The organism is Alicyclobacillus fodiniaquatilis, assembly GCF_042678105.1.
GTDB lineage: Bacteria > Bacillota > Bacilli > Alicyclobacillales > Alicyclobacillaceae > Alicyclobacillus > Alicyclobacillus fodiniaquatilis.
The window spans coordinates 35,635-51,584 of the sequence record NZ_JBHUCX010000043.1 but is presented as its reverse complement, the minus strand read 5'-3'; the positions used below and the strand labels follow the sequence as shown (position 1 = coordinate 51,584).

The 15,950-nt window shown below is 44.1% G+C and carries 20 protein-coding genes; all 20 read right to left on the bottom strand.

Going from position 1 to position 15,950, the window contains the following annotated elements; genetic code table 11:
* Window positions 1-135 precede the first annotated feature (135 nt).
* Window positions 136-525 (bottom strand): hypothetical protein, encoded by a 390-nt coding sequence (locus ACFSB2_RS15370; protein WP_377943974.1) that lies wholly within the window; start codon window positions 523-525, stop codon window positions 136-138.
* Between the two features lie 66 nt (window positions 526-591).
* A complete protein-coding gene (locus ACFSB2_RS15365; protein WP_377943973.1) occupies window positions 592-939 on the bottom strand; it encodes a DUF4258 domain-containing protein in 348 nt (115 codons plus the stop codon).
* Between the two features lie 98 nt (window positions 940-1,037).
* On the bottom strand, window positions 1,038-1,358 hold the full coding sequence (locus ACFSB2_RS15360; protein ID WP_377943972.1) for a DUF4258 domain-containing protein: 321 nt from the start codon (window positions 1,356-1,358) through the stop codon (window positions 1,038-1,040).
* Window positions 1,359-1,360: 2 nt separating this feature from the next.
* Window positions 1,361-2,977 carry an AAA family ATPase gene (locus ACFSB2_RS15355; protein WP_377943971.1) on the bottom strand — a complete coding sequence of 539 codons (1,617 nt, stop codon included), beginning with the start codon at window positions 2,975-2,977 and terminating at the stop codon, window positions 1,361-1,363.
* 99 nt (window positions 2,978-3,076) lie between these two features.
* Window positions 3,077-3,790, bottom strand: a complete 714-nt coding sequence (locus ACFSB2_RS15350) for a phage antirepressor KilAC domain-containing protein (RefSeq protein ID WP_377943970.1) — start codon at window positions 3,788-3,790, stop codon at window positions 3,077-3,079.
* A 130-nt stretch (window positions 3,791-3,920) separates the two neighbouring features.
* Window positions 3,921-4,439 carry a single-stranded DNA-binding protein gene (locus ACFSB2_RS15345; protein WP_377943969.1) on the bottom strand — a complete coding sequence of 173 codons (519 nt, stop codon included), beginning with the start codon at window positions 4,437-4,439 and terminating at the stop codon, window positions 3,921-3,923.
* Between the two features lie 54 nt (window positions 4,440-4,493).
* Complete coding sequence (locus ACFSB2_RS15340) at window positions 4,494-5,606, bottom strand: recombination directionality factor (protein ID WP_377943968.1); 1,113 nt, start codon at window positions 5,604-5,606, stop codon at window positions 4,494-4,496.
* A 660-nt stretch (window positions 5,607-6,266) separates the two neighbouring features.
* Complete coding sequence (locus tag ACFSB2_RS15335; protein ID WP_377943967.1) at window positions 6,267-7,127, bottom strand: hypothetical protein; 861 nt, start codon at window positions 7,125-7,127, stop codon at window positions 6,267-6,269.
* Window positions 7,128-7,144: 17 nt separating this feature from the next.
* Window positions 7,145-7,456 (bottom strand): hypothetical protein, encoded by a 312-nt coding sequence (locus ACFSB2_RS15330; protein ID WP_377943966.1) that lies wholly within the window; start codon window positions 7,454-7,456, stop codon window positions 7,145-7,147.
* A gap of 80 nt (window positions 7,457-7,536) precedes the next feature.
* Complete coding sequence (locus ACFSB2_RS15325) at window positions 7,537-7,971, bottom strand: prepilin peptidase (protein ID WP_377943965.1); 435 nt, start codon at window positions 7,969-7,971, stop codon at window positions 7,537-7,539.
* Window positions 7,968-9,398 (bottom strand): hypothetical protein, encoded by a 1,431-nt coding sequence (locus tag ACFSB2_RS15320; RefSeq protein WP_377943964.1) that lies wholly within the window; start codon window positions 9,396-9,398, stop codon window positions 7,968-7,970. The genes ACFSB2_RS15325 and ACFSB2_RS15320 overlap by 4 nt, the downstream gene beginning before the upstream one ends.
* The gene (locus ACFSB2_RS15315) at window positions 9,383-10,873 is read right to left on the bottom strand and encodes a ParM/StbA family protein (protein WP_377943963.1); all 1,491 of its coding nucleotides are present in this window, start codon (window positions 10,871-10,873) and stop codon (window positions 9,383-9,385) included. Before ACFSB2_RS15315 ends, ACFSB2_RS15320 begins: the two co-directional genes overlap by 16 nt.
* Window positions 10,874-10,921: 48 nt before the next feature.
* Window positions 10,922-11,527 (bottom strand): hypothetical protein, encoded by a 606-nt coding sequence (locus ACFSB2_RS15310; protein ID WP_377943962.1) that lies wholly within the window; start codon window positions 11,525-11,527, stop codon window positions 10,922-10,924.
* A gap of 153 nt (window positions 11,528-11,680) precedes the next feature.
* The gene (locus tag ACFSB2_RS15305) at window positions 11,681-12,292 is read right to left on the bottom strand and encodes a hypothetical protein (RefSeq protein WP_377943961.1); all 612 of its coding nucleotides are present in this window, start codon (window positions 12,290-12,292) and stop codon (window positions 11,681-11,683) included.
* A gap of 1 nt (window position 12,293) precedes the next feature.
* Window positions 12,294-12,839: a hypothetical protein gene (locus ACFSB2_RS15300; protein ID WP_377943960.1), complete on the bottom strand. Its 546-nt coding sequence runs from the start codon at window positions 12,837-12,839 to the stop codon at window positions 12,294-12,296.
* On the bottom strand, window positions 12,796-14,097 hold the full coding sequence (locus ACFSB2_RS15295; protein WP_377943959.1) for a hypothetical protein: 1,302 nt from the start codon (window positions 14,095-14,097) through the stop codon (window positions 12,796-12,798). Before ACFSB2_RS15295 ends, ACFSB2_RS15300 begins: the two co-directional genes overlap by 44 nt.
* A 17-nt stretch (window positions 14,098-14,114) precedes the next feature.
* Window positions 14,115-14,537 (bottom strand): hypothetical protein, encoded by a 423-nt coding sequence (locus ACFSB2_RS15290; protein WP_377943958.1) that lies wholly within the window; start codon window positions 14,535-14,537, stop codon window positions 14,115-14,117.
* Between the two features lie 15 nt (window positions 14,538-14,552).
* On the bottom strand, window positions 14,553-14,795 hold the full coding sequence (locus ACFSB2_RS15285; RefSeq protein ID WP_377943957.1) for a hypothetical protein: 243 nt from the start codon (window positions 14,793-14,795) through the stop codon (window positions 14,553-14,555).
* Window positions 14,796-14,826: 31 nt separating this feature from the next.
* Window positions 14,827-15,048 carry a hypothetical protein gene (locus ACFSB2_RS15280; RefSeq protein WP_377943956.1) on the bottom strand — a complete coding sequence of 74 codons (222 nt, stop codon included), beginning with the start codon at window positions 15,046-15,048 and terminating at the stop codon, window positions 14,827-14,829.
* A 22-nt stretch (window positions 15,049-15,070) separates the two neighbouring features.
* Complete coding sequence (locus ACFSB2_RS15275) at window positions 15,071-15,883, bottom strand: type II secretion system F family protein (protein WP_377943955.1); 813 nt, start codon at window positions 15,881-15,883, stop codon at window positions 15,071-15,073.
* Between the last annotated feature and the right edge of the window lie 67 nt (window positions 15,884-15,950).

Sequence of the window (15,950 nt, the reverse complement as noted above, 5' to 3'; positions counted from 1 at the left end):
CCCTCCGTGGGCATAAATTTCACCCACGGGCCCCCGCCAGGGGTGATTAAATTTCAATCACCCCTGGCGGCAGGGTATTTGGTTATCACTTTAAATTGCCTTACAGGTCAACATCTCCAAATAATCCTTTGACCATTACCGAGATTTTGGGGAACAGTCTACTTCGTCTGGATCGTTCGGTAACGAAGCGAGAATGAGTTGTTCCAACTCTTCCATAGACTTTCCGGTATCTCGTCGACGAGGTGGATTTCTCCTTAGCATTTCACGAAATTCCTCGTCTTGTTCGCTGTTAATGATTTCTATGATGTCTGGGTTTACCTTCGAATAGTCGACGGTTACGGCCGCACCATTCACGATTCCCAGTATGCGATTCCCTAACTCCTCCGCGATATCAAGGTGTTGTGAGCTGAACAGTACTTCATCTCCACAGTTACACGTTTTCGCTGGAAAGTTCGTAAATGTTATTCCGCTTTGTGTTGTGATTGTCGTTGTCACTTCTATCTCTCCTACATGTCGAATCCGCACGGTTCATTCCTCCACAATGTTCTCTTGAGGAAATTGTATCATTGAAGTAACCGAGCGGTTTGCGTTTTACTTACCGTCCTTCCAATACACTGTTACAACTGAAAATCTTAGTCTGCCATTCAAATTTTCCAGTGCGACGGCAATTACCAGAGTCCTACCGTTTATGACGTGCTTAATTGTCCGAACCGGATCGCGATTATCATGAGGATGTTCACCACGAGAATACTCCCCCTTGTCAAACCCTTCCTCAATGCGACCGTAGATCAACGTGTTTTTGATCATCTCTTTACCAACCAAGCGTTCTTTCATACGCTGTTGAGCGTGGATGGTGTAGTTGATGGTGCGACGTTTCTCAACCCATTCAGATATGAATTGAAGTTCAACGTCCCACATTTCCTTATTGTGTTGGCTCATTTGAATAGCCCATCACATAGACTGGTCGAAGGGGTGCCCCTCGCGCCAGAAATTCTACGCGAGGGACTTCCCTCCTTTCCATCCAGTTTTAATCTGTGTTAACTTACTGCTGCAGTACGTTGCACTTGTGGTTTACTTTGACGTTTCACGACGATGTGAGATTCCCACTCATCCGCAAAGTACAGTGTAATGATCACATTGGGTTTTTCGACAATCACGTGCACCGGTTCTCCTTCAAGTTCACCACGTTTTACGCTGCGTGGACCGTTTTTTTCAACGGTTACGCCGTATTCAACGATCATTCTGATGGCATCCATCATCTGTTTCATATTCTCAGTAGAACCACCACGTTGGAACAGTCGTGTTACTGCATGGTGGCCCCATACTGGTGGGTGCTTTCTTTGTTGTTGTTCACTCACCGCTATGCACCTACCTTTTCTGTTAGTACGTGATCGCTCGACAAAGAGAATAAAAGTTTTAACTCTTCCTCCATGTTCCGACTCGCATCTTCCTGAGTTTGTACCAGGATTCCAGCAACATCAGCTACATACGCAGCGATGACTTGACCATTGAATTGTTCCTCGTACAATTTCTGTACGGACTCAGCGTTGTCCACGAAGGTTGTCATTGTCTCGAGGCGAGAAGTTTGAATCACGTTCCCAATCTCGATGTCGCATTTAACCTTCTCCGACAGTGACAAGGTCTTGTAAGGGTGTCCTTTCCATTCAATGCGGAAAGTAGAACGGACCTCACCAGTTTCCTTGTTGTAGTCAGTAAGGCGAATCGTGACATTCTCGAATAACTCGTCTAGTTTTGCATTTTGAACTCGCACATACTCAAATGCAAAAGTCTTTAGCGCTTGCAGTTTGTTGTTCAGCTCTACGAGATGCTTTTGTTCGAATGCAATGTCGTCTTTTACGCGTTGCAATTCGTTTGAAGCATTCTCAAGAGCTTGCAACTTCGCCTGGTATGAAGCCATAACCTCATGGTCTACCCTCTCATTTTCTTCAAATAATCGAATTGCTTTAAGAATCCGAGGGTCAATCTGTGGTTCAGTAGCTTCACTCAACCGATTGTATTCAGCGTTGAGCTTGTCCTCTTGTTCCGTAAGTCTCGCTAACTTTTGATGAATGTCAGCGTTCTTCTTATCTACAGCTTTTCGGATTTGTGCAGCCTTTTCCTTAGGCAACTCCTGACCGCATGTGTGGCATTGTGTGTCTACTTCGGCCAGTGATGCATGGAGAGTGACTTTCGTATCCTTAAGCATATTGAGTTGTGTGTTTATAGAGTTGAGACGTGATTCTCGATTGTTAAATTCAGACCGTAGCATATCGACTTGTTCTTTTGCCGCTTGATACTTCGAGCGACGATCCTCGTCGATAAGCAATACTGGTTGTTCTGGTTTACCAAGGGCTAGTACATCTTCAAAGACACGTGTTTCACCTTCAAGACGCATTATCTCTTGTTCATGTTCCTTGATTTCTGACCTAACTTTGTTTGCAATAACGTCCACCGAGTCGATACCCATGCCGAACTTTTCAGCTTCTAGATATGCTCGGAAGTTAGGGGGAATCCTCTTCATAACTTCCTCTAGTTCCACTGAGGGCAAGCTGTTCGAGAGAAGTGCTTTTGCATCCTTCGGCTCTAAATCCGAGAAGAACCCGGGAAGGAAGGTCGAGAGAAACTCTTTGCATTCGCCAAACAACGCCTCTATTTCACCAGTTTTCGCCTTTTTACCGTTGATTAAGAGAGTGATACTCCCAGACGCCGGTTTAATCCGTGAAATGGTGTATCGTTTATCTTCAAAGTCTGTCACCCACTCGGTAGTCACCGACATATTGTTGGTGCCGTGACGGAGAAGACGTTGGTCTTGGTTTTTTTTGCTCAATTCCGTACCATATAAGCACCATTCAACACCACGTGGAATAGTAGATTTACCAGTTCCATTTTTGGCACGAATGATTGTGCGATTGGTAAAGTTAAAGGTTTCGTCCTCATATACACCAAAGTTTACAAACTGAGCAGATACGAGTTTCATATTTCGACACCCTTCCGTGGTCGTGTAATGTCACAAGCCCCACGTCATTGACGGGGACTTGTGTTAATTCCCCGCCTATGCGGATGTGTTCAATTTTGGTTATTGTGCGATACTATGTTGCTGCTGTTGTTCCAGCAGTTGTCGAATTCTTTGCATTCCTTTTGGAGTTACAAGGGTTTGTGTCCGTGGTATCCTTCCGGATTTACCTTCTATGGTAATTGCACGAACGACAAACAATCCTTGCTCCAGGTAACGCTGATAAGGCGTGTTGTCCTTTAAGAGAAAACCTTGCTCCCTAAGTAGGACAAACAGACGATTCCTGCCGTACCGCAACGTCTTCGCGACTTGGTTCATGGTAAGTGCGTTCTCGACGTTGTGATGTTCGACCTTGATTGGACTAGATTGCTCCACTTGGTTCTGCAATCGAACCAACTCCCTTTCAGTAACCAGTAACGCTTCTAGTGCCTCTACATAGTCTCTCGGAAGTTTTTTTTCTTGTTCGAATCTGTGTAATTCACGAAGTTGTGGTAACAACGTATATCTGAACCATCTTTCGAACATTACGTCGGGGTTCATTCCCAAAACGGAATTTATCCCTCGTATGTTAAGGCACAGGAAGCGTTGTCGTTCATCCTCGTCGTAGGCTACTCGAGTCTCACGTTCGTCATCTTTCAGTGCGGCGAATGTCAATGCAGTTTGTTTAATGCCTAACGCTGCGCACACATCACGAAACACCAGAACCGGTTGAGCACTACCAACAATTACACGTATTGTGGATTGCCCTCGAAACACGTATCGGAAAACACGTCCCATAAAATCTCTCCTCTTGGTGGATGATGTGTTTCCACAGACCCACGCAAGTCGCGGGGCTGTGTTAAATGCCCCGCGAATCAGGAAATTCAAAATTACATTTCGAGTTTTTTACGAATCATCCTGATGTTATTCAGAAAGGCAAATCGTCCTCACTAATGTCGATCGTTTGTTGATCGTCCGCAAATGGATCATCTGCAAATGGATCGTCTTCAAAACGTCTACTGCCGCTGTTCTGTCCTTGATTGTTGGTGTTGCTATTATTGTTATTAGCAGGTCGATTTCCATCGCTGTTAGTGGAGCGAGCTCCGTTATTGCCACCATTGGTGTTGTCCCCTCTATCGAGGAAGCGTACACTTTCCGCAACAATCTCAGTCACGCGTACCTTTTGTCCTTCTCGGTTTTCGTAACTACGGATTTGTAAACGCCCATCAACTGCAGCTAAGCGACCTTTATGCAGATATTGTGAAACAGTCTCTGCTTGTTTCGACCAGACTACTACATTGATAAAGTCGGTGTCGCGTTCACCGTTGCTGTTGGTTCTTGGACGGTCAACTGCGAGAGTAAAAGTTGCTACTGCGGTACCAGAATTGGTATAACGCAGTTCAGGGTCAGCGGTGAGACGTCCGATTAAAATTACTCGATTCAACATGGCTTATAGCCTCCTAGTAGTTTGATTGATATATTCCGTACGGAATTTGTTTGTTTACGCAACGACAAGGTTGGTAAGTTCCAGACGGTCCTTCCAACGAGTAGAAGGTTGGAAATTGAATTTAACAACTTCTCCACCTTCCAAGTTCTTAACTGCTTCAACCAGTTTCGGATCTGCAGTTAATACTTCTAGTTGTTGATTGTCCTCTGTAACAAAGACAACTTTTGCAACCTCTGTTCTTCCTTGTTGAGTGAAGAAGGACTTTGTAAACCCGCCCCGATAATAGTTTTGAGAATCGGTCACAGAAGTCTCTTCTGGTTGGCTTGGTGGTCGGCGATTAAGTGTTTGACCTGTATTGCGACCATTGGTGTTACGTGGAGGAATTGTCGGTTCAGCACTGTTTGGTGCGCCCAATCCTTCTGTTACAAAGTCTCTTTCCACGTAAAGGTCTCCAGGTGCTTCATCCAAGCTAATTTCTTCGAGTGCCGGATTTGCATTCGGGAGTTGGGGTAGCTGATTGAGAATATCAGCCATTTTGATAGTGTCCGTTGCAAGTTCCAAAACGTAGACCGTTTTAGAACGACCATCCGGACTTACCGTTTGAGGTTTCAATCGGAGAGTTAAGGGCAGCATAGCGATTTTGCCACCTGTCAGTTGCAGGAGCATTTCAATCGAGCTGTTCAGATTGACCGTCGAGAAAAAACTCGTTGTATCTATTTGCCAAACGCCAATCCCTGGTACGTCTGGTAAGAAGAATTGCAAAAGACCAAGCTCTTTACATTTCTTCTCTTGATATATTGGGCAATCACGGTAGGCACATGGAATTTCCGCGTAACCACCTTGTCCATCTACTCGTCGTGCCATTTCTCCATCGCCCTTGCAATACAATTCGGAACGTCCCCCTGCTTTTCGGTATGAACTGAGGAATTGCGGGAAGAAGTTTTCTGGATTGTTGCTCGGAAATGCGATTCGAATCTCTTTAGGGGCATCGCCATAAACTGTATGGAACGCCTCTGCTGCAGTAGCCGATGTACTTTCGTCTTCTTTTACAACGAAGTAGTCTACAGCTTTTGGGTACTGAGAGTCACCATTAGAAACCTTGATACCCAAGTGGATTTTCCCTACTCGTGGGATGCGTACGATTTCTGAACGTCCTTTGATTGGCATATTCCTCGTCTCCTTCAACACCCCGCTTTGGTCGCTGGGGATGTTAAAAAACTCCCCGCGACTGGGGTTTGAAGGAATCCAAAACAAAATGCACAAGCAAAAATAGACCTTCCATGTCTGAAATTCAGACTCTAAGAACGTCTAGCGTGCTTGTGCTCCATCGCAAATTAGATTTGCGCTTGTTTTAAGATTTATCCTTCGGGTAATGATGCAATTCTGAGTTCTCGTTGGCCTTGGCCTCGGAGGATGGTTGGTGGCTCCCTGTCTCTGTCACACGTGTACGATTTGTTGTACAACTTCGGCGTGATAGATTAGCTACAAAGCAAGGAGTTGTTACAGATGTTGCTTGGTAATACTGGGTAAATCATTGTACTGCGTCTGTTCACTTGGCATTTGCCACTCGGTACGAGTCTAGTGAACTCAATGTCGCTTGTCTGTTACAGACTATTAACGCGATCATTGGGGTTGGGGTGTTTATAAGTAAATGATAATGTAGGTTGAATAACAATGCAATATCCTTCCTCTATTGCTAGAAAAATTTATGGTTATGTTATCTCGACCACTAGTTGCAAATAAAGACCCCTACCGATGACGATAGGGGTCAGAATCATTGATTTTCCGTTTATGAAGGATAACCTTGCTGACGACAATATAGGGAGATCAAACAATACGTTCGATTGCGCCTTCAAATAGCTTTCGCTCGTCGTTTACACCGGTTAACCGACACAACACTTGTGCACCTACGCGAAGCACGTCACGTCCTGCGTTGCGGCGCATGAGAACGGTTGTGCCATCGTTGAATCGTCCGTAAACGTTCAACGCATTGATAGACACGATTTCTGCTAGGTAACGACCACGAGGATTGTACTTTTGCCTGTTTGAATCAAACGGGTTACCCAAGGCATCCCGACGAGAAACAATCATTCTACGACGATTACGATCACGAATCTTGACGTCAATGGTATCGCCCACATTTAACTTTGGAGCTTTGCCATCTTTTATAGTCCAGTCGACCAATGCGTTTGGCAACCAGGCAGGAAACCCGCCTACGTTTACGAGATACCCTTGTTCAGACTCACGACGAACTACTGCTGTCCAGTCAGTACCGTTGGTTAATTTACCGTCATTAGCACGTTTCATGAGATCTACGGCCTTTGTACGTGAGAAAATGAAGATTTCTCTTCCATCAACCGGAACGTAGTGTTCTGGAACCAAGGAAATATACTTGTCTAAAACACCTACAAATGCTGAAGCAGCTCTGTATCCTGATTCAGAAATAGGCACGTACCCGTGGAATGGACCGTACTCGACTACAATTGCGTCCTCTCGCTTATGAAGCTGTTCGCCGTTCTGGTTCACGTGGTAACTGATGTTTTCAATACCGACTGCCTTTGCCTGGAACACCGTACGATTCGTGCGGAATTGAAAAAACGTAGCGAAACATTGTTCACGATCTTCAAGTTTTTCTGGGTTGAGTAGAGCGCCTTCTGCGCTGATGTTCACGTAAATTGTGTTATTCATGTGCTTTCCTCCTCATATCATACTTGGAATTTTGCCTTCCACGACTTACTGTCGAAATCAACACCAACCACTTTTTTGTAACCCAGTTGCTCGCGTTTCCTTTCGGCGCTTTGGAGAGCTAGAATTGTAAACTCTGTTAGCTCTTCTGGAATAACACTGTCCGGAGGGGGCATTTCTAACAGTCTGAGCTCAATATGTGTCTCCGCATTTATCCCTGATGTTTTCCCTTGAACTCGGACTATCAGTTCACCGTCTATGACCTTCGACATTTTACGTGCTATCACGCGCCGTAAAATTCGAACTTCGTCTTCCAGTGACCTATCTGACATTCGTTCACCCCCTCCTTTATTTCCCTACAGTAGAATTGTTGCATATGATTTAATAGTAGACCGGACATTTGGCGGACATTTTAGAATGAAAATAGAAAACGTAGAACAATTGCACCTATCACCGTTCCGGCCGCTATCCAAGGCGCTAGAGGATGACTTTTCTTTGCTCGCTTACCGAGTAATTCCGGAAATGTGAACAGTAGTATCATTGCGTTGCTAATCGCAAAAGATGCCATGACTGACTCGGGTCCCAACAATGCTCCGATAGCGCAATATAAAAGAACATCACCCTCGCCCATTCGTGCGAATTTCCAAAGAGGAAATGCAAGTACCGCACCAGTAAGTAGGCCAATTAAGGAGATAATCAACCCATACCAACCATGTGAAATTGCATGAATGATCAGCCCTAACATTACGCCAGAGAATGTAGCCAGGAAGTGAATCTGATGTGTTCTGATATCCTGCCAAGCCGCCATAAGTAAAATCACGCCTATAATTACCCATATTAGAATCAAGTTTGAACACCTACTCGAGTAAACACATCATAGTAACTATCGGTATAGACCATTCTCCATTGAGGTTCAATTTGCAGCATTTGCGCTAATGCGGAATCTTTCTCAATGTAGACGATATTCGCATGGTAACTATTGAATTCCGAGACTCCGTTTGGTTGAACGTTGATGATGTTTGTGTAAGTTTGCATACCGCCATTTGCAAGGTATAAGTCTGTCCGACCGTCAATACTTGCAGGAATGTTACTAAATTCAAGAGTTCCGCCAATGTTGTAGCTGTTCCATATCTTCCAGTTAGGATGTTCGTTATGAAGTTTTTCGACCACTGCAAGTGATTTTGGTTCTAAAACTGATGCTGCGTTTGCTTCAAGGCTTCCATGGATCTTAGATACAGCGACTATGCTTAAACCTAGTAACCCAATTGATAAGCCTGAATATATGACTGGTCTCCATTTAACGAACTCATTCTTAAACCAACTCACGAACTTTGGTTGATTGAAACTTAGTTTGTTCGCCGCCCAAATTGGTAGCCAGAGTAGAAGATATGGTGCGAATCTATTGGCCTTCATGAACATATAGAGAAGGAGAATCAACAAAACCGTGTCTTTGACACTTACCTTTTCACCATTTTTGGCCCAACGGAAGCAATAGATTACAGCTAGTCCGAAGACAGTAAAAATTGCGAGTCCAAAGTTTTCATGAACCGTTGGGGATTGCCACTCTGCGATGTATTTGCTGATATTTGTTTTCAAAGATAGCCATAAAACGAATTCGTACATTTTAGGGCCATGTGGGTTCACTAATGTCCCTGCAAACATACCTATGAGAGTAATTGCTAATCTCTTGATACGTTTACGTTGGGTGAACAAGTCAGCGACAAATTCCCATCCGACGAACAGAAGTCCCATAATAAAAGAGCCATGAAAGTTAACCCATACGATTTCCAGAGGGATTAAGCAAAAGAGCCACTTAGTGGGGTTCTGTCTATCACGAACAATTACCCAAAACACGAATGCAATGAACAGGTATGAGAATGTTTCAGCTCTTATTTGGTCCCAAGATAAGGCGAGTGCTGCCATAAGCAGAGTCCAAGTATTTGGATAAGCAACTTGTTTAAACTTTAACGTGTTAGCGAGTAATAGCCATGTAGTGAGGGAAACAGCGGTCATCATTAAGACAACCGCTTGGTATCCCCCTTTTGCTACAATCGCCAACAAGAAATCAAACAACCATTCTTCTGCTGTCCATGGCTTGCCATAATACGTCCAAGTCCAGTAATCAACTAAGGGTACGCTGTGGTGAGCTATAATCCATTTTCCTATCATGGCAGACCACAATGTGTCAGAAGTCAGATACGGACTAGAATAATAACAAATGAAGAACCCGAGAAGAGTTGAGAAAAGGGCGATTCGCTTTAACGTGATCCCCAACCTCCTGTGTTATCTGAACCCGCACCGCGAGATTCACTGAACCGGTTTTTTCCCGTGCCTTGCGTTTGAGGCTGAGTATGAATTCGGCCTTGTCCTTGTCCCTGAGGTGATTGGGTCTGTTGACCACGATTCTGATTTTGGTGCGATTGGTTTTGATGTTTATCCTGGGCTTGGTTCTGTTGTGCACCATTGTTTGAACGCTGTTGATTTACGTTTGAAAAACCCTGATTTTGTCTTTGTAAAGTTTGAGCATTATCGTTGTTCGAACTCTCGGTTTCTGCAGTTTGACCATTCACATCCGGATCCTTTTGAGATTCCTGGTGTGGTGTAGTCGGCATTTCTGAATTTGGTTCGAACTCCTGACGTGTTGTCCTTGGTTGATGTGGAACTTCTGTTTGCGACTGAATTGCTAGGTTTGTTTGTTCCAACACTTCAGTGCTTGTTACAGCAACCTCACGTTTAGCAGAGTTCAGATGAATAGTTGTTGCAAGGAGACATCCTTCTGCGTTTGCCCATTGAGCATTCTCCAGGATTCGTTCTGATGGGTGAAATCCTTTCAAGTGTTCATTAAGCGTTTCAGAACCCCCGCCAGCCCAGAACAATGTACGAATCCAAGGCTTTTTATTGCCCCATAATTGTGAAAGAAATTCTTGGATCGCAGTGGCAAGTTGTTTTTTTGCCAAGTCCAGTTCTTTTGAGAATGTATAGTCTTGTCCGTTGTAAAATAGAGAGCCCCGGGAGACAGCTTTATCAGCCGCATTGGTTTCAAGCGTACTGCCAGTCTGGTGCTGAAAACTACGACGTACAGCTGCGCGTAAATCCTTCATCCCATGTTCGAATGTACCCGACAATTCTTCATGGAGAAACAGGTCGCCACTGATGTTCTCCACCACAACGATATCAGTTGTTTCTCCACCAATATCGACAAATGCGTTGTATCCATCGTCATCCTGCAGCTCCGCATATTTTTCACGAACACCGAAAGCTGCCGCCCAACCTTGTGGATACGTTTTGATTTCACCAAGTTGTATTTCATAGTCTCCGGTTCCGAGATTAACTTTCGGACGGTGAGAACGCAGGAATTTTACGAAGCCTTCTGCCAAGTTTTCATATTGTCCAAAAGGAAAGTCGAGAGCTAAATCAATCTTGTCTTTGCGTTTTTCTTCTGGAACTAGAAGAGTCACAGCAGTCCATACTAGAATTAATGCACTTTCACTTTTGAAACCATCACGGCCAATAGCGTATGTTGGGAAAATGCCAAATTTCTCAGCTAACTCACCAACGTAGTTGAGCGTTTTGTGGCCATTATGGGTAATTTCGACTTGCAAGTTACGGAGACCAGTAAGGGTTTGTCCAGCAAAACTGAGATGCTTTCTGGCATACCCTTCTGCGGTAACAGATTTAATCATTACTCGTTCTCCGGTATCAGAGATAGCCTTTAAATACTGTTGTCCAAGATCAATGGCAATTAACATTGTGTGTGTGTTCCCCTTTTGTTAGGTATTTGTCCCATATTCAAAGGACTAACCCAGTATTTTTGACCACTGAGACACTTCATTTGACTTCAATGGACCTGGAATCTCCATTAGATGACTGTTTTTCCAAACGTACGTGTCAGGATCGCCGGTAATCCATTCGTGTGGAAATTGCTGATTATCATCCAGAGCTAGAACAGTACTACCAGTAACCCCGTGCTGTTGAAGCAATTTTTTAACATCAGAAATCTCTTGAGAACTGGATTTATGCGGACCTGCTTGTACTACTACAAAAACAGGCATGGTCTTAATTGAATGTTTGTCTTGTTCTAATTGGGAGACAATTGGTGAATCCCAAGCCGATACGAACATCACAGGAGCATTTTTCACGCTTATATCGAATTTCTTCCCGCTTGAATCTACGCAAGGTATCTTGAAGTATTTATCAGCGTTTTTGTTTGGAATAGATTGCTCCTTTTGACTGAGAGATAATGTTTTTGTTACTGTTGGTATCGCTTGTGTAGTGCTAGTTGTAGTCTTTGCTGTGGTAATGGGTGCTCGATTTGTAATGGAGGCGAAAGTAGTCACTACTCCACCAACGAGAACCAGGGCGCCAAGCGCACTGGAAATTACCATGAGTTTCTTTGATTTCACACGCTATACCCCTTTCGTATAAGCATCTATTCAAATTGTTACACGACTCTCTTAATCTCGTCGGACATTTCGCGGACAAATTGAAAACGACCCTTTACACATGGTAAATGGTCGTTCAGTAACTACAATTTGCATTCAATTTTTTGTGTTTGGTCAAATTGGGGTTTTGAATCGCCAGACTCTTGTTTCCCACTTAGCGTTTGGTCGTAATATCTTTGAACCGATTGGGGCAATGTTCTCTACTTTATTGATTAATTCAAAGTAATTTGTCACTGGGCGTAAACCTACATCAGCAATACTTGTCGTACATAGGGATGAAACTACTGTGGCTAATTGATGGCGCTTAGAAAAGTCTTGAGAGATATTTTTACAATCCTCCCTAATTAACCGTACTAACTCTCTCATAGAAACGCTGTCAGCTTTAAATCTCTTGTTCCAGTGCATTTCGTAAATCTGTCCTTCTGGTACAACTCCGGATATTCTAGCGATTCGATTGCTTAGAGAACGATGCACCGGAATCATGACAAACACCTTGTAAGTGTATTTCTTCTTGACGGATAATTGGTAAACGCCAAGTGGTATCAAAAATGCTATTATCCCTAGAATAAGAGCTGAACCTAGCCATTGATGCCATATTCCAAGCAAACCGTAAAGTATCAGCAATGGTATAAATAACAGTCTTTGTGGTGTTAGGATATAAATAAGAGCCGCAGTAAACGGCGCGAAAGGACTATACACACTCTCTATGAGCGATAACCATTTCATATCAGTTGCCCCCCATCGTACTTCCTTGTAATTGTTCTGTGGGCGCCACATTAAACACATAGGAACCACTCGGCGTAGAATCACTTCCACCTAACATGGAGTTGACTGCGTTTACAGCTTGGAATAGTGCGTCTGGTTCATATGTCGCACTCACTTGGAATTTTTCTGTGTTTAAAGTGGGAAAAGTCACGTTAGTGCTTACTATATTTAGTGCAGTGTCAAGCCCCATAGATTGAACATAGTCTTGGAAATTCTGCAACGTTACTTCTTGAGCTGTATCCTGAGTAATTGTCGCTTGAAAACCGGAGCCCGTAGGGACCGTGTTTGGAACATATGTTGCTTGAGTTGCTCCACTCTCACAGGCTTCCTCCGCTGCGTTATACAGGATTTTGTATGCGTTGTGGACTTTCAATAACTCCTGGCCAAACATAAGCAACACTAGACTTAGTGGGAGAAAAAACACATAAAAGATAGTAATATCCTCGAGATCACCACGGTGGCGTTTACTCAACCACCGCGGTAAACGAAACTTGCGTCCCGTCCGCATACGTCACCACCCCTGTCACATCACTCGTTGAAGCAGCCGTAGCTTGTAATTCATCGTCACTCAATATCGTGCTTGAAGATAAACCTGTTCCAGATACAGACGCCCCTGTTAAACCTGTCCCAAAGACGTCTAATTGTGCTCCTGTTGCTAACGGGTATAGGACTGCTGTAATTGGGTTTTGAGGCTCAACTTGCCCCCATGTAACACCAGCAACTGGACTCGTCGCTAATGCTGCACTAATGTTGTTTTGTGGGCCAAAGTAAGCTTCGTAGGTCTGAGATTGTGGCGTACCTTCACTCACTAATGCTTGCACGGTTTCTCCAGAACCAGACCAAGCTAAATACTGTGAAGTGGTCACATCATAAATCCCAATGCCATTCGTTCCGTTACCATTCACCGAGGAACTCGCCGTTAGAGTTACCTGTTGTTTAATTTGCGGGTTTTGCGGTGTTGCATTAATTTGTGCCGAATAATTTGTCGTTCCGGCCGGATTCGCAATAAAGTAAAACGTGGTTGTCCCGAATGAAGAAGTCACAGTTACAGAACAGTGATCGCCCGGGTTAATCACGATGGTACCTTTACCGTAGTTTTGAATTCCTGTGACTAAAATTGAACTTGGTGTCCATGTGCCATACGTAACATTCAAACCTGATTGTGGTGTGCCTGCGTTCCAACCTTGAGTAATATCCGAGAAACTGAAAAAGGTACCCATAGTTGTACCAGGAACTCCGCTAGGTGGTGAAGCAAATCCATAACCAGTAATTTGTAAGCTTAAGTTATTACCTGCCGCATTCATTACTACTTGGTTTATACCAACCATCGAGGGTGGAACTTGAGATAACTGCGCTTGTAAGCCGTTATTCTGGTAATCGTTCACCTGTATAGCATCTTTGGTAATGGGAATTGTCCAGTTAATTCCTAATAGGTTACCGATAGGCCCTAACAATGGCATGTGATATGTGACAACGACTTGGGTTTCTTGTTGTGCCGAGCCGAAAGTAGAATTCGTTTGGATATCCGTCGCAGGATTGAAGTACGTGTTACCTCCACCGGAAGACGGTAACTGTAGAGAAATTTGATTCTGAACAGCACTTGTGAGTGCGCTAGTGTTGCTTGAAATCGCTCCGACATGCGCGCCATCTTGTGCTGCTTCCTGCACATAGTTCGCAGTTGTCCACCAGGTCACTGTAGCTAGACCGCCTAAGATTATAAATAACCCTGCGAAGATTAAATAAAATCTAGTAAAAAGAGCTTCCACTTACACCTCTCCCCCTATCATTGTGAGGGAATACCATGATTGTCTTCGGATGACTCCACATCCTCATGCGTTTGTTTGATGTTGATTGTTGGCCCTGCCCAACCTATGAACTGTGTTACTGGCCACATTAACGCTAAATGATAGACTACCGTCACTGATACATACGGTGGATTTGATGTATTGATAGTGACGTCTTGTGTAGGGTCAAATAGCGTAGTTCCATCAAGTTGCAAAGGCAGACCGGCGCCCAATGAGTTGGCTGCCTGTTGTTCGACAGCCAATTCAGAGCCTCCGGTCTTAGCCACTTGCAATGCTTGATAAGAAGCGGTACTCGTAAGGGAAACCGCATTTGCTATCGGAGCCGTTAAGCCTATCATTGCGATCAACACGATTAGCCAAGGCAAAAGTGTATAGATTTTCGCAATGGTGTCCTCCGACATAGTAGAATCTCCTTATCAAAAGTTATTGAAGTTGAACGAACTAGACGTCGTATTTAAAGAATTTGCCAATGCGGTTTTTACGATGTCCACTGCTTGTGGTCCAAACACCATCACTACTGCAACAATTACAGCGCAGAAGAACCACGCCTTTCCCGTCATTTCTGGTAGATCCCCGCGCTGTAACCTACGCAATTGGTACTTTAGAACCCCAAAGCCTGTTAGTGCCGCAATGTGTCCCTTCCAAAAAAGGTTTGGCACCACATTTACCTCCCGGGTTTCTGTAAGTTAGTTATTGAACTAGATTGAAGTTGTTGTTGATAGTGTTGGTCGATCCACCCAGAGCGTTGGTTACGATGTGTAATGCCATTGGACCGAAAATTAACACGACCCCTACGATAATCGCTACGAAGAGCCACGCTTTACCCGTCATTTCTGGTAAATCGCCCCGTAGAGTACGTTCACAAACAGAAATAGACTTCGAAATTACCAATCGCTTCACTTTTTGCAACATTACTATTTTCCTCCCTGACAATTTAGATTTGGGTAAAAACACCGCTGATCATTTGCCACACAAATAAAAGAATGTCAAGCAACAAAGGCATGGCGAAGAATCCGATGAACTTGGTGTAAATTCCAAACTTGTAGCTAGCAACTTGCTTCATCTTGTTCGTCTCTTCTTCGTCATCCAATGTGCGCATGGCCGAACGCAAACTTTCTTGAATACTGCTTCCATAACGATTTCCTTGTTGGATAACAATGGCAATTGTTCGGAAGTCCTCATGGCCTGTTCGTTCTGCCGCCCAGAGTAAGGCTTCACTGAACGTTTTGGTTCGTAACATAGCCATTACGTGGTCGATGATATCCCCGAGAGGACCTTCTAACCTTCGTCTTACATTCCTTAGAGCCTCGATGTTGCCAGCCCCTGTTTCTATCTGAATCGTAAGGAACAAGAGAAATGGTCTCATTTCTGCTGATATTGCTTTTTGGATCCGTTTAGCCTTTGACTTCAAATCTTGTACTGGATATACAAATCCAAGTCCGCCGAATATCAGTGCCAAGATAATATGATGGCCTAATGCGTATCCGGCAATAGCTCCTCCACCACCGAATATCCACTGTTTTCGTTCCAAAGCCTGTGGAGTCGTTGAAACTTGTGTTTGGTCAATCATGACCTGATACTTTCCATACATCTTGTGAAGCAGCGAGGTTCTTAACGTTCCTCTTGATCGACCTTGAAACGCAGTTTTAATGTCGGAGACAACGGACTGTATTGCCGCTATTTTTGCCTGTGCTAACAGGGCACCCGACAAAACTACGAACACTCCAAAGCCGACAAGCAAAAGCATTTGCACACCTCCTCTCTTGTCAATACCATTATCAGATAGAAAGTAATGCTAAGTCGGACGTTTCTTG